13 protein-coding genes are annotated in these 13,389 nt (G+C 45.3%); 9 read left to right on the top strand and 4 right to left on the bottom strand.

The window, feature by feature from the left end:
- Both AB6D07_RS07155 and AB6D07_RS07150 read left to right on the top strand, forming a co-directional pair.
- Positions 1–516, top strand: a complete 516-nt coding sequence (locus AB6D07_RS07155) for a DUF3299 domain-containing protein (protein WP_004735277.1) — start codon at positions 1–3, stop codon at positions 514–516.
- A gap of 351 nt (positions 517–867) precedes the next feature.
- Entirely contained in the window at positions 868–1,776 is a 909-nt protein-coding gene (locus tag AB6D07_RS07150) for a TIGR03899 family protein (RefSeq protein WP_017103587.1), read from the top strand.
- Between the two features lie 167 nt (positions 1,777–1,943).
- On the opposite strand, the gene cysC is transcribed toward AB6D07_RS07150, so the two are convergent.
- From cysC to cysD, 4 genes are all read right to left on the bottom strand, one after another.
- Positions 1,944–2,564, bottom strand: coding sequence for an adenylyl-sulfate kinase (gene cysC / locus AB6D07_RS07145; protein ID WP_017103588.1), 621 nt, complete (start codon positions 2,562–2,564; stop codon positions 1,944–1,946).
- Positions 2,565–2,588: 24 nt separating this feature from the next.
- Positions 2,589–4,313, bottom strand: coding sequence for an SLC13 family permease (locus AB6D07_RS07140; protein WP_017080873.1), 1,725 nt, complete (start codon positions 4,311–4,313; stop codon positions 2,589–2,591).
- A gap of 65 nt (positions 4,314–4,378) precedes the next feature.
- A complete protein-coding gene (gene cysN / locus AB6D07_RS07135) occupies positions 4,379–5,809 on the bottom strand; it encodes a sulfate adenylyltransferase subunit CysN (RefSeq protein WP_017103589.1) in 1,431 nt (476 codons plus the stop codon).
- 18 nt (positions 5,810–5,827) lie between these two features.
- On the bottom strand, positions 5,828–6,772 hold the full coding sequence (gene cysD, locus AB6D07_RS07130) for a sulfate adenylyltransferase subunit CysD (RefSeq protein WP_226974827.1): 945 nt from the start codon (positions 6,770–6,772) through the stop codon (positions 5,828–5,830).
- A gap of 415 nt (positions 6,773–7,187) precedes the next feature.
- On the opposite strand from cysD, the gene AB6D07_RS07125 reads away from it, so the two are divergent.
- From AB6D07_RS07125 to AB6D07_RS07095, 7 genes are all read left to right on the top strand, one after another.
- A complete protein-coding gene (locus AB6D07_RS07125) occupies positions 7,188–9,164 on the top strand; it encodes a bifunctional 2',3'-cyclic-nucleotide 2'-phosphodiesterase/3'-nucleotidase (RefSeq protein ID WP_017096578.1) in 1,977 nt (658 codons plus the stop codon).
- A 283-nt stretch (positions 9,165–9,447) separates the two neighbouring features.
- Entirely contained in the window at positions 9,448–10,035 is a 588-nt protein-coding gene (locus AB6D07_RS07120) for a DedA family protein (RefSeq protein ID WP_017096577.1), read from the top strand.
- A complete protein-coding gene (locus tag AB6D07_RS07115; protein ID WP_017103590.1) occupies positions 10,032–11,165 on the top strand; it encodes an ATP-grasp domain-containing protein in 1,134 nt (377 codons plus the stop codon). Before AB6D07_RS07120 ends, AB6D07_RS07115 begins: the two co-directional genes overlap by 4 nt.
- A gap of 19 nt (positions 11,166–11,184) precedes the next feature.
- Positions 11,185–11,727 carry a DinB family protein gene (locus AB6D07_RS07110; protein WP_017078811.1) on the top strand — a complete coding sequence of 181 codons (543 nt, stop codon included), beginning with the start codon at positions 11,185–11,187 and terminating at the stop codon, positions 11,725–11,727.
- Positions 11,728–11,729: 2 nt separating this feature from the next.
- Positions 11,730–12,479 (top strand): NRDE family protein, encoded by a 750-nt coding sequence (locus tag AB6D07_RS07105; RefSeq protein ID WP_017103591.1) that lies wholly within the window; start codon positions 11,730–11,732, stop codon positions 12,477–12,479.
- Positions 12,480–12,491: 12 nt separating this feature from the next.
- Positions 12,492–12,929, top strand: a complete 438-nt coding sequence (locus AB6D07_RS07100) for a YHS domain-containing (seleno)protein (protein ID WP_004735265.1) — start codon at positions 12,492–12,494, stop codon at positions 12,927–12,929.
- A gap of 10 nt (positions 12,930–12,939) precedes the next feature.
- On the top strand, positions 12,940–13,383 hold the full coding sequence (locus AB6D07_RS07095) for a hypothetical protein (RefSeq protein ID WP_004735264.1): 444 nt from the start codon (positions 12,940–12,942) through the stop codon (positions 13,381–13,383).
- The last annotated feature ends 6 nt before the right edge of the window (positions 13,384–13,389 follow it).

Below are 13,389 nucleotides of genomic sequence, written 5' to 3'. Positions count from 1 at the left end.
ATGCAACGCAAATTCCTACTGATACTTGGGTTACTTATGTTCCCATTTATCAGCACAGCTCACGCTGAAACCACTCAGACTGACGAATCGGTATTAACACTCGATTGGATTGACTTGATTCCAGAGTCAGAGCGAGCACAACTCGACTCATTTGGCATGCCGATGGTTAACCACGACAGTATGGACAAACCTCAACAATCGACACTTGGCGCTGTTCGCCCAGAGCTGAATGGCAGCACAGTCAAGATTCCTGGCTTTGTGATTCCATTGGAAGGCGATGAGAACATGATCACTGAGTTTCTGTTAGTGCCGTACTTTGGCGCATGTATCCACGTACCGCCACCGCCGCCGAACCAAATCATCTACGTGAAGTTCCCTAAAGGTGCACCAATACAGCAGCTATGGGATGTGATTTATTTAGTAGGTACACTAAAAACCGAGTCAATAAGCCACGACTTAGCTCAAACAGGTTATCTTATTGAAGGTACTGCGATTGAAGAATATGACGACATGTAGTCATTAGAAGGGTGGCTCAAGGATGAGCTGCCGTCACTGAACGAGTGAGATCATTCAATAACAGTTTAATAACGATAATTTTATTCTAAATTATGCGATGTAATTAGACAAGTACGCTAGAACAGCGACATAAGTAGCGAGTAATAACCCTATACTAAGCTGTTTCTTCAGCTTGTTATCATTGACTTGATTCATAACTCCTCCTTGAGAATTACAACAAATTTAACATTTTATTATCATTAGCAAAAGTAAAATTTTGTTGAAACCTTCAACTCTGCACGCAAAATCTAGCCACCAATAAGATAAAGAGTTACATTTTAGACAGTTAAGTCGTTTCCTTAGGGTACTCTTATGTCAGAAACCAAACAGCCAGTGATCATTGAGCATGCTAGCGATACACAGCAAAAGCATGAGAAAAAGCCTCATATTGCCGACAGTGCAAGCAGAATGCGGCACATCGCACAAAGCTTCGGCCTAGATTCCTTAATTAGTCATAGTGCAAAGCCAAACGATAAAGCTGAGAGTACGCTTATCGAACGGGCACTATTACGAGAGAAAAAACGTAGAGAACTTCGCCAAAAGAACCTAGAACAGATTCTAAAGTTGGCACACTCTTCATGTAAGGATGAAGCGGCTGGAGACCCTGACCAGGACTGGCTATACCGTTTCTTCGATATGGCACAAGAGATCCACAATACATCGATGCAGAGGCTATGGGCTCAAGTACTGAAACGAGAAGTCACCAACCCAGGCTCCACTTCGATGAAAGCGCTGCAGATCTTAAAAGACATGACACCAAAAGAAGCGCTCACCCTGCAAAGAGCAGCGTCACTTGGTTGTAGCTTTGGTAGTGATAACAGCAGAAAACTGTTACTCGGCTTTAAATCCCATGCTGGAATCTTCAGCTTTGGTAAAAGGGACACCACCAACACCATCAATCTTGGTGGACACAACCTTCCCTACTCTAGCTTGCTCCACTTGATTGAACTCGGGATTATTCTGGGCGCAGAACTAGAATCTGGAGAGATTGATTTCGATCCAGCTCTGCACTTAACTTATCAAGGTAAGGGCATGTCACTGGCACCATTATCAAAAGGGGTGAAGCTGATTTACTACCGATTCAGTCCAACAGGCAATGAGCTTTGCAACTTACTTGGCAACAAGCCTAACACGCAGTATTACGACCAGCTGATTGCGCTATTGAGCCAAAAATTTACGGTTCAAACAGAAGTTAAAAGCAGTGTGAACTACACCGTCTAGACAATCGATACTGTAAAAAATAGACGGTGTACGCTGTGAAGAGTATTGATAAGAGTGAAGAGAATCTAGAGGATAAGGTTCTTGTCTCGGAAAACCAAGGCTGCACTATTTATCCGCAGTGAATTAAGCAGATAAACAGGAGAGTAGCCTTAGTCATACCATCGATCTCAATTGGATAAAATATTACGCTTCTCTAAAGCATCAATACACAATTCGACCAGTTCATCGAGTGTCTTTTCGCCCGCGGGTAGATCTATCTCAGGGCTCTGAGGCGCTTCGTACACTGAGCTAATACCTGTGAAGTTCGGGATCTCTCCAGCACGTGCTTTCTTATACAGGCCTTTAGGGTCACGCTGTTCGCAAACCTCAAGTGGTGTATTGACGAACACCTCAAGAAACTCACCTTCCGGCAATAAATCACGCACCAACTGTCTCTCCGCTTGATGTGGAGAAATAAACGCTGACAATACAATCAAACCCGCATCCGCCATCAATTTAGCAAGTTCACCAATACGACGGATATTCTCTCGGCGATCCTGCTCAGAGAAGCCAAGGTCGCTACATAACCCATGACGCACATTATCGCCATCCAATAAGTAAGTATGGTAACCAAGCTGTGCCAAGCGATTTTCTAATGCTCCAGCGACTGTCGACTTCCCAGAACCAGATAATCCCGTGAACCAGAGCACGGCTGGCTTTTGTGATTTCAGATCAGAGCGGAATGTTTTATCAATCGAGTGTTGATGCCACACAACATTCTCATCTTTTGGTTTGAGTACTGCGGTCATAATTAGTCCTTTAAATAAACAGCATTAAAATGGGAAAAAATAAGGAATTAGGGTCAGCACCAAACCCGAATAAACAATCGAGATTGGGATGCCGATGCGCAGATAATCCGTAAGGTGGTAATTACCTACGCTATAAACAAGTAAGTTGGTTTGGTAGCCGTATGGCGAAATAAAACTGGCACTGGCACCAAACAGAACCGCCATAATAAACGGCATTGGGTCAACGCCATAACCGACAGCCATACTGTAGCCAATTGGGAACGAGAGTGCCGCGGCCGCATTATTGGTCACCAACTCAGTCAGGACCAACGTCATGAAATAGGTCGCGACTAGCGCTCCAAACACGCCCCAGCCATTAAAGGCTTCCATAAACATCAGCCCCATTCGCTCAGACAACCCAGATGAAATCATCAGTTGAGCAATAGAGAGTGCCGAACCAACGATCACGACAATATCGACGGGGAAGCGGCGGCGAAGCTCACCAAGTTGTACTACACCAAATGCCACTAGCAATAATAAAAATCCCGCTAGCCCTTTAATAATAGGGACTACATCAGCGAGCGATAACCCAATCACACTGGCAAAGCCGAGCAACACAAACGTCGATTTATCGGCATCAAGCTTGGCACTCGAGTCCAAGTCATTCATCAACACAAACTCTTTGTTGTGTTGCTGGCGCTGTTCTTCAAAGCGTTTACCGGGAACCAAAATCAAGGTATCACCAGCGGTCAATGTGATATTCCCTAGCCCACCTTCAAGGCGCTCATGGCCACGACGAATAGCAACTACAACTGCATCGAAACGGTCTCTAAACTGGCTTGTTTTGAGGGTTTTATTACAGAAGCTTGCCGACGAACTCACCACCACTTCAACAAAGCTCTGGCCGTTAAGGTGATGCTGGCCAAACAGGGTCAACCCTTGAATTTCTTGTAGTGTCGCTACGCTTTCAACGTCGCCACAAAACAGCAACCGGTCACGAGCTTGAAGAATAAAATCAGGGTCAATCGAAGCCGTGGTCTTACCGTCGCGAATCACTTCGGCTAAGAACAATTTTCTCAAAGCTCTGAGATTATTTTCGCTAACACTGCGGCCAACTAACGGTGAGCCAGGTTCAACTCGCGCCTCTAGAAAGTAAGGCAGATCGTCCTGCGACCCATCATCGTAGCTTGGTAAGAAGTAACTCAGAGGGATAAGAATCAAAACACCACCCACCAAGACCGCTAAACCGATCAAGGTTGGTGTGAAAAAGTTTAAGCTTGGCAATCCCGCATCTTCAACAAAACTATTGATGATCAAATTGGTTGAAGTGCCGATCAATGTCAGGGTTCCGCCTAAAATGGCAGCGTATGACAAAGGGATAAGTAACTTAGATGGCGCGTGCTGTTGATTGCGTTTGATCGCACCGATCAAAGAGACAACCACCGCTGTGTTATTAGTAAAAGAAGAAAGTAGCGCTGTGGAAATACCCAACTTCGCAACCACGGTACCTAGCCTACCTTCAGAGATATTGCGGCTAACCCAGCTGATTAAGCGAGTTTTCTCCAACGCACTTGATGCGAGGATCAGAAGAATTAAAGTCAGTAACGAGGAGTTAGTGAAGTTATTGGCTAGGCTCGACAAGTCGATCATACCAGCCATAAAAGCAATAAAAGCCGCGCCAGCAAAGATAAAGCTTGGCTTAATACGGGTAACGAGCAGGCAAGTAATGATGCCGAGCAAAATCGCTAATACAAATCCTTGTTGCCACATATACCCGTCCTTTATGGCGGAAACAATCGGTTTCCGCCTGATTCAATAAGCTGTTACTTGGTCGTTTATGACTTCAGTAGTTGGCTTAGATCTTTGGCATCCCAATGAGGGAAGTGCTTGCGTACCAATGCGTTGAACTCAAGTTCAAATGCAGAGAAGTTACCGACTTGCTGTTCAACAGAGTCCAAACGGTCTCGAATCAAACCAGCACCAACCGTCACATTAGTCAGGCGGTCGATAACAATGAAACCACCGGTGTCCGCACTCTCACGGTATTTATCCAGCGCGACGGTCTCGTTCAATGACCATTCACACAAACCAATACCATTCAGTGGCAACTCATCAACAGCGTGAGTCGACAGGTTGTTGATATCATATTGATGACGAACCGTTTCAACCTGACCGACGGTTTTCTTACCTGCGATCTTGATGTCGTAAGCTTTACCCGGTTGCAGTGGTTGCTCTGTCATCCACACGATGTCTGCCAATACATGGTTGGTTGATTCAATCTGTGCATTTTCTAGCACAATCAAATCACCACGGCTGATATCGATTTCATCTTCAAGAGTCAGTGTTACCGCCAAACCCGCTTGTGCTGATTCAAGTTCACCATCAAAGGTCACAATGCTTGCCACCTTAGAGGTTTTACCTGAAGGCAACGCCTTGATTTCATCACCGACGCTGACACGACCAGAAGCCACGGTGCCGGCAAAGCCACGGAAATCTAAGTTAGGACGATTGACATACTGCACAGGGAAACGGAATTCGCCCGCAGAACGTTTTTGGTCAATGTCTACGTTCTCTAACACTTCTAATAGCGATGGACCTTCGAACCATGCAAGCTCTTTGCTTGGCGCAGCAACGTTAATGCCTTCAAGTGCCGAAACGGGCAAGATCTGAATGTTAGTTTCACCTTCTAGGTTTTCAGCAAACTCTAGGTACTGATCGCGAATCTCCTCAAAACGATCTTGCGAATAGTCGACGAGATCCATTTTGTTGACTGCGACGATGAAATGCTTCAAGCCAAGCAGGTTAGAAATAAACGAGTGACGACGTGTTTGATCCAGTACGCCCTTACGAGCATCAATCAAGATCACAGCCAGATCACACGTTGAAGCGCCTGTTGCCATATTACGCGTGTACTGCTCATGCCCTGGGGTATCAGCAATAATGAATTTACGTTTTTGAGTCGAGAAGTAGCGATAAGCCACATCGATCGTGATGCCTTGCTCACGCTCAGCCTGTAAACCATCAACAAGCAATGCCAAGTCAGGTTTCTCACCTGTGGTACCCACTCGTTGGCTATCCGAGTGAACTGCTGCTAACTGATCTTCATAAATCTGTTTTGTATCATGGAGCAAGCGACCGATTAAGGTACTTTTACCGTCGTCTACCGAGCCACAAGTTAAAAATCTAAGCATAGATTTATGCTGATGCTGACTTAGATAACCTTCAATCCCTAGTTCAGCCAATTCGGCTTCTACTGCACTATTCATTTTTCTTTCCTTAGATTCTTAGAAATAACCTTGGCGCTTTTTCAGCTCCATAGAGCCCGACTGATCATGGTCAATCGCTCGACCTTGACGCTCACTGGACGTCGCCACCAGCATCTCTTCAATAATACCTGTTAGCGTATTCGCCTCAGATTCAACGGCTCCGGTTAGTGGGTAACATCCCAAAGTACGGAAACGAACGCTTTTTTCTTCAATCACTTCACCTTCTTGCAGTTCCATACGGTCATCATCAACCATGATCAGCATGCCATCACGCTCAACCACAGGACGTTTGTCTGAAAGGTAAAGTGGAACAATATCGATACTCTCTAGGTAGATGTATTGCCAGATATCGAGCTCAGTCCAGTTAGATAGCGGGAAAACACGAATGCTTTCGCCCTTATTAACCTGACCGTTGTAGGTGTGCCAAAGCTCTGGACGCTGGTTTTTTGGATCCCATGTATGGTTCTTATCGCGGAAAGAATAAACACGCTCTTTTGCTCGAGATTTTTCTTCATCACGACGCGCACCACCAAAAGCGGCATCGAACCCGTACTTGTTTAACGCCTGCTTAAGGCCTTGAGTTTTCATGATGTCAGTGTGCTTAGAAGAGCCATGTACGAATGGGCTACACCCCATCTCAATACCTTCTGGGTTCTTATGTACTAAAAGGTCAAAGCCGTACTTTTTAGCCGTACGATCACGAAACTCAATCATCTCGCGAAATTTCCAATCCGTATCAACGTGCAATAGTGGGAATGGAATCTTGCCTGGATAAAACGCTTTGCGAGCTAAATGAAGCATCACAGAAGAATCTTTACCGATGGAGTACATCATCACTGGGTTATCAAACTCAGCAGCAACTTCACGGATAATATGAATACTTTCCGCTTCAAGCTGTTTTAGGTGGGTTAAACGTTCTTGGTCCATTTCAGTGCTTCCTTTAAGGCTCGCAGTACGAGCAATTCATTACTTGGTCTTGCCAAGCATGGGATTTAACTCATCCACTTGAGTGAATGGGAGTATTGGCACTAGAAGAAAACAGAAGCTTCGTTTTGAGCTATCCTTGCTATTCATCTGCCTGATACGTCCTTGATATAGGCATTATGACGAGCCTCTCATATTACTGGAAATTCTAAAATTTCATTTTTTATTCGAAAAGCTGATAAGGGATGAGATTCATCGATAAATAGGTGAAATGAATGGGCTAATATTATCGATATCAGTTGCGCATCGATTGAGCAGCTTTGGGAGGCGCCTTGCAGAACACTATAAAGTAATCGATCTAAGTCACGAATTAACATTCGTTGTAATCATTGTTTCATTCCATTTTGTTACATTACGCAACGAATTTTCTACTAATCCACTTTGGAGCTCCAAAATGAAAGTTGCAATGAAACCTTTGTCATTGGCTGTACTTGCTGGTCTTGGTCTGACTTTAGCAGGCTGCACAACAACACCAGATACCGATGAAGTGATTAAATTACGTGTCGTAGAAACGACGGATATCCATACCAACCTAATGGATTACGACTACTACAAAGACAAGCCGTCGAAAAAAATCGGCTTAGCACGTACTGCAACTCTAGTAAAAGAAGCTCAAAGCGAAGTAACCAACAGCGTATTAGTTGATAACGGTGACTTGCTGCAAGGTAGCCCAATGGGTGACTACATGGCAGACAAAGGCATCGAGGCTGGCGAAGTTCACCCTGCATATAAAGCAATGAACCAACTAAGCTACGACGCTGCAAACCTAGGTAACCACGAATTCAACTACGGTCTTGAGTTCCTAGAAGAATCTATTAACGACGCTGATTTCCCGTACATCAGTGCTAACGTTTACGACGCAGAAACCAAAGAACACTACTTCACGCCATACATCATCAAGACGCACACCTTTGAAGATACTGCTGGCGTAGAACATGAAGTAAAAGTGGGTTACATCGGTTTTGTTCCACCACAAATCATGACGTGGGATAAGAAGAACCTTGAAGGCAAAGTGATCGCTCGCGATATCATTGAGACAGCTAACGAGTTAGTGCCTCAAATGAAAGCGGAAGGCGCTGAAGTAATCGTTGCTATCCCTCACTCAGGCGTATCAACTGACCCGTACAAAAATGGCGAAGAGAACTCAACGTTCTACCTATCTGAAGTAGACGGCATTGATGCAATCGCATTTGGTCACTCTCACGCAGTATTCCCAGGAAAAGGTTTTGATGACATTCAAGGCATCAACAACGAAACGGGCACAATGAACGGCGTTGCGGCTGTAATGCCAGGCCGCTGGGGTAGCCACGTTGGTGTTATGGATCTAACACTTGCACAAAAAGACGGTAAGTGGGAAGTTGTTAAAGGCCAATCAGAAGCACGCCCAATCTACGACAAGGTAGAAAAGAAATCTCTTGCTGCTGCTGATGAAGGCATCGTTTCTGCACTAGAAAAAGACCACGCAGGTACTCGTGAGTTTGTTAACCAACCGATTGGTAAAGCAGACGATGTGATGTACAGCTTCTTGTCTCTAGTACAAGACGATCCAACTGTTCAAATCGTGAACCTTGCGCAAAAAGATTACGTTGAGCAGTTCATCCAAGGTGATCCAGACTTAGATGGCACACCTGTACTTTCAGCAGCTGCACCATTCAAAGCAGGCGGCCGTAAGAATGACCCAGCGAACTTCACTGAAGTTGAATCTGGTCAACTGACATTCCGTAACGCGGCTGACTTATACCTTTACCCGAACACGCTAGTTGCAATGAAGGTAACAGGCCACGAAGTAAAAGAGTGGCTTGAGTGTTCTGCTGGTCAATTCCAACAAATAGATGTTAATTCGACCGCACCACAGCAGTTGGTTGAATGGGATGGCTTCCGCACTTACAACTTTGATGTCATCGATGGCGTTGAGTACCAAATCGATGTTACACAACCAGCAAAATACGATGGTAACTGTAAAGTTATTAATGAAGGCTCTGAGCGTATCGTAGGTCTAACTTACCAAGGTAAGCCAATCGACGTGAAGCAAGACTTCCTGATCGCAACCAACAACTACCGAGCATACAGCAATAAGTTCCCAGGTACGGGTGAAGACTTCATCGCATTTGATGCACCAGATGAGAACCGTACTGTTCTAGCGAACTACATCTCTCGAGTGAGCAAAGAGCAAGGTCAAGTGAGCCCAACGGCTGATAACAACTGGTCATTTGCGCCAATCAAAACGGATAAAAAGCTAGATATCCGCTTTGAAACATCTCCAAGCGACAAAGCGGCAGAGTTCATCAAAGAAAAGGGGCAATACCCGATGAAACGTGTTGCGACTGACGATGTTGGTTTTGCTGTTTACCAGATTGACCTAACTAAATAGATTACCTTGTAATCCATAGTTAACGTTCTGAAAGGCTGAGTTTAACGACTCAGCCTTTTTCTTTTGTTATTTATAAATCGAATCCACTGCCCTACTTTTCTCACCGTAAACACCCGCTAATTCAACCCCCAAACAGCATGACTCAAACCGTCAATCGATTTAAGTCCCCACAAAAAACACTAATCAGCTGTAAGTTTTTCTCTGCTCCTCCTGTCTATTTAATTTACTACACTCAATGAATGGCCAATAAGCCATTCATCTATAGGATAGATAAGGGGATTTGATGAGCACCGTCGAGAGTATTCAAGCATGGTTAAATACAGGAGAAGAATCGCTGCTATGGCTGATGCTTGGCATTATCGCGCTTTCTTACTTGCTTGAAGATCTGGCGATTGTTACTGCGGCAGGTTTAGCAACTCAAGGACTCATGCTTCCTCAATACGCGTTGCTTGCCATTTTCATCGGCATTGCCACAGGTGATCTCGGCCTCTATTACCTAGGTAAATCAGGACGTTATTTCCGAGGAGTTCGTTACAAAGCCCTCACCAACCGATACTTTCGTGCACTTCGCACTAAATTACGTCAAAACGCTTTCAGCAGTCTTTTTGTCATCCGCTTTATTCCCGGCCTTCGTACCGTCGGTTTTACCTTAAGTGGCTTTTTCGCAATCCCACTGCCGACTTTCTTGTTTGCCGTTATTAGTGCCACTGCGCTCTGGACTGGCATTGTCTTCTCTGCCATCTACTATTTAGGGACATCAGCGTGGCTGCAAGCCTCTGAATATCAATGGATCATCATCCCGTGTGCCATCGCTTTGCTGTTTATCGGCAATCGATTAATGAATAGAACCTACTCTAGAGGATTATCATGAGTTCACCGCAAGATATTCGCGTCATTCCAGCACATCAAATCAATGCAGGCATGCCCTTGCTTGAAAAAGATACCGTACGCAGTGTCTCTCCTTATGAGTTTCTTCCAACGTGGTTCTTCTACACGCCAGTGGTGATTCAAAGCCTGATGCAAGGGTTACGGCACTTTGACTGGGCGCTACCGCTCATCGCCAATCCGAGTATTAAGTTAAGCGGTATGGTAGGCGAATCAAAACACGAAATACTGAGCCTTGCCGGATCATCGAGTCAGCGTTGGATCTCTCCGTTTATCACCTTAACCAAAACGGATCTTAGCAGTAAGAAACAAGCCGAAGATGCGCGCAGCGCACTCATACAGTCGGATCTCGATTTCCCGATTGTGGCCAAACCGGATCTTGGTTGTCGAGGTGTTGGCGTTAAGCTGATCAACACACAAGATCAACTTGAGCAGTATGTTGAATCTTTCCCAAATAATGCTCGCTTTCTATTGCAAGAAAAGGCGCCTTATCAAGCCGAAGCGGGTGTTTTCTATGTTCGCTACCCAAATAAAAAGCAAGGCGAGATCATCTCGATCACACTCAAATACGCACCAATGGTGGTGGGCGATGGCAGCTCGACACTCAAGCAGTTAATTGAAAATAGCCCGCGTGCTGGGCAGCTTAGTCACCTGTATTTACCGAGACATGAAGATAAATTGGCTCAAGTGCTCGCAGAGGGCGAAGAGTTCCAACTCGCGTTTGCAGGTAGCCATAGCCGTGGCTGTATCTTCCGAGACGGCAACCAATACATAACTCAGGCTTTAACCGAACGCTTAGACGAGATATTCGACGACTTCGATGGTTTTCACTTTGGACGACTCGACGTCAAATTCAAGGACATGCACAGCCTAATGAACGGCGAGGACTTCACTATCCTTGAGGTCAATGGCGCAAGCAGTGAGGCCGGGCACATCTGGGATCGCAACACACCGCTGCGAGAGATATTTTCAACGCTACTCCTGCAATACCGAATTCTCTTTGATATTGGCGCTCAACAGAAACAAAGAGGCCACCAGCCTCCTTCTTTTAAGAGCTTATTTAACGCGTGGCAAGAAGAGCGACGTCTTGTTCAACAATATCCGACCACCGATTAACTTTGTACGAGGATCATGAATGAACCCCATAGCCCAACCGAGCGCCCTCACTTCTTTCTCTCCTAGTATCAAAGGAGCGGTAGAGATATTGAATCAGGGTTTAGAGTTTCTATTAGCGATTTCTGACAGCGACTACCTAACACGAGCGAAGCCGCACGTCACAAGCTCTATTGGTGAACATACTCGCCACACGCTCGATCTTTTTCATGCGCTGATTTTAAAAGAGAACGCGACCGTTGATTACAACACTCGTCGTCGTGGTCACCCCGTGGAATTCGACAGGTCGATTGCGTTGAAAGAGATCCATTACGTGATCAACTGGCTTGAACGATTAGACCGCAGAGATCTCGAAGCGCCTATCATGATCCAAACCGAAGTTTCAATGGATACACAAGTATTCGCCAGCCTGCCTTCTACGCTAGAAAGAGAGGTTACCTTTGCTGCGCTGCACGCCAATCATCATTACGCGATGATCAAGGTGATCACAACCTTTCTTGATGTCGAAACATGCAACACCTTTGGTTATGCCCCAACCACCAGCAGCTATTTGAGGGAGCAATAATCATGTGTTCAGTATCTTGGCTACTTGAAGACAATGGCTATCAGGTCTTCTTTAATCGTGATGAACAAAAGACACGTGCACTGGCGATGCCACCTAAACAATATCGAGCTAACGGCGTCGATATCATCATGCCACTCGACCCAACCGGTGGTGGTAGCTGGATCAGTATCAATGAGTTTGGGCTTTCGCTATGCCTACTCAATAACTATCAAGGCATCGTACCTGTTGGACCTTTAGTCAGCCGTGGTTTGCTACTCAAGAATCTATCATCGAGTCGTAATATCAGTCAGCTCTCTGAAGCATTTCATAAGCTCGACCTGCACTCTTTTGCCCCATTTACCTTGCTGGCTTTCGCGCCAAACTTAACTCAACACCATGGTTTGGTTATCGCCTATATGTGGGATGGCATTCAACAGCACATCGTCGACACCGATTCTCCACTCTTCTCATCCGGTGTTGATTTAGAGCGAGTGCAAGCCTACCGACAAGCGAAATACGATCAGCTTATGACAACAGGAAAGAATCAGCAGAATTTACTTCATTTTCACTCTCACCATCACAGCGAACAGCCTCATTTAGCGACCTGTATGCATCGCGAAGACGCACATACGGTGAGCTTTACACACTTACGCAATCTACACGGCCAAGCCTCTATGTTTTACGCACCCGGCTCGCCTTGTGAACCCATTAAACCATGCCAGATAAATCAACAGCGTTTTACCTTCGATTTATCACCAGCAATCAATCTATAGATGGAGTCCATCATGAGAAAACTATTAACCATGGTCATGCTACTTGTTAGCCCTTACGTATTTGCCGCGGATGAAATCTACACCGGATTCTTTAGCAGCAAGGCGCTCGATGGCTACGACACTGTGGCTTATTTCACTTCAGGTAAGCCCATTGAAGGCAGTAAAAAATTCAGCACCGAGTACAAAGGCGCGGACTGGTATTTCTCTTCTGAAAAGAATCTGACTTTATTTGTTAATAATCCTGAAAAATATGCCCCTCAATATGGGGGTTATTGCGCTTGGGCTGTTTCAGCAAAAAGTGACTTTGCACCCGGAGACCCGAACCAATGGACAATTGTTGATAACAAGCTTTACCTCAACTACGACCAAGAGATTAAACAGCGTTGGGAACAAGACCGAGCACAACATATTCAAAAAGCCGACACCGTTTGGCCGCAACTGATCAAATAAGGGAATAACCATGACATTCACTCCAGCTAAACATATTCCTGCGGCATTTATCGCTTTCGTATTTGTTCAGTCGCTGTTTTTTAAGTTCACAGGCTCATACGAGACTGAGCATATCTTTGGCACCTTGGCGACATGGTCTGGACTAAGTTGGTTCGGTTCATTTGGCGGCTACTTGATTGGGTTCGCTGAATTGATTGCTGCCATTTTGCTGTTTACTCGTTGGCATGGCCTGGGTGCCATCATGAGCGTAGGGATCATGAGTGGCGCGATTTTCTTCCATCTGTTTACGCCGCTCGGTATTCAAATGCCTGAGTTTAATGCAGCGGGTGAAATTGTCGGTTATGACGGCGGATTACTGTTTGGTATGGCATGCCTAGTGTGGTTGTGCGGTGCATTTTTAAGTGTGAAAGATTTCAAGAATCAAGACGGTTTCCTAAACAACTTTAGTCAATAAGGTAGC

The organism is Vibrio sp. 10N.239.312.C11, assembly GCF_041466065.1.
Taxonomy (GTDB): Bacteria; Pseudomonadota; Gammaproteobacteria; order Enterobacterales; family Vibrionaceae; genus Vibrio; species Vibrio tasmaniensis_A.
The sequence above is the reverse complement of the archived record's forward strand: the minus strand, read 5'-3'. Positions and strand labels throughout refer to the sequence as shown.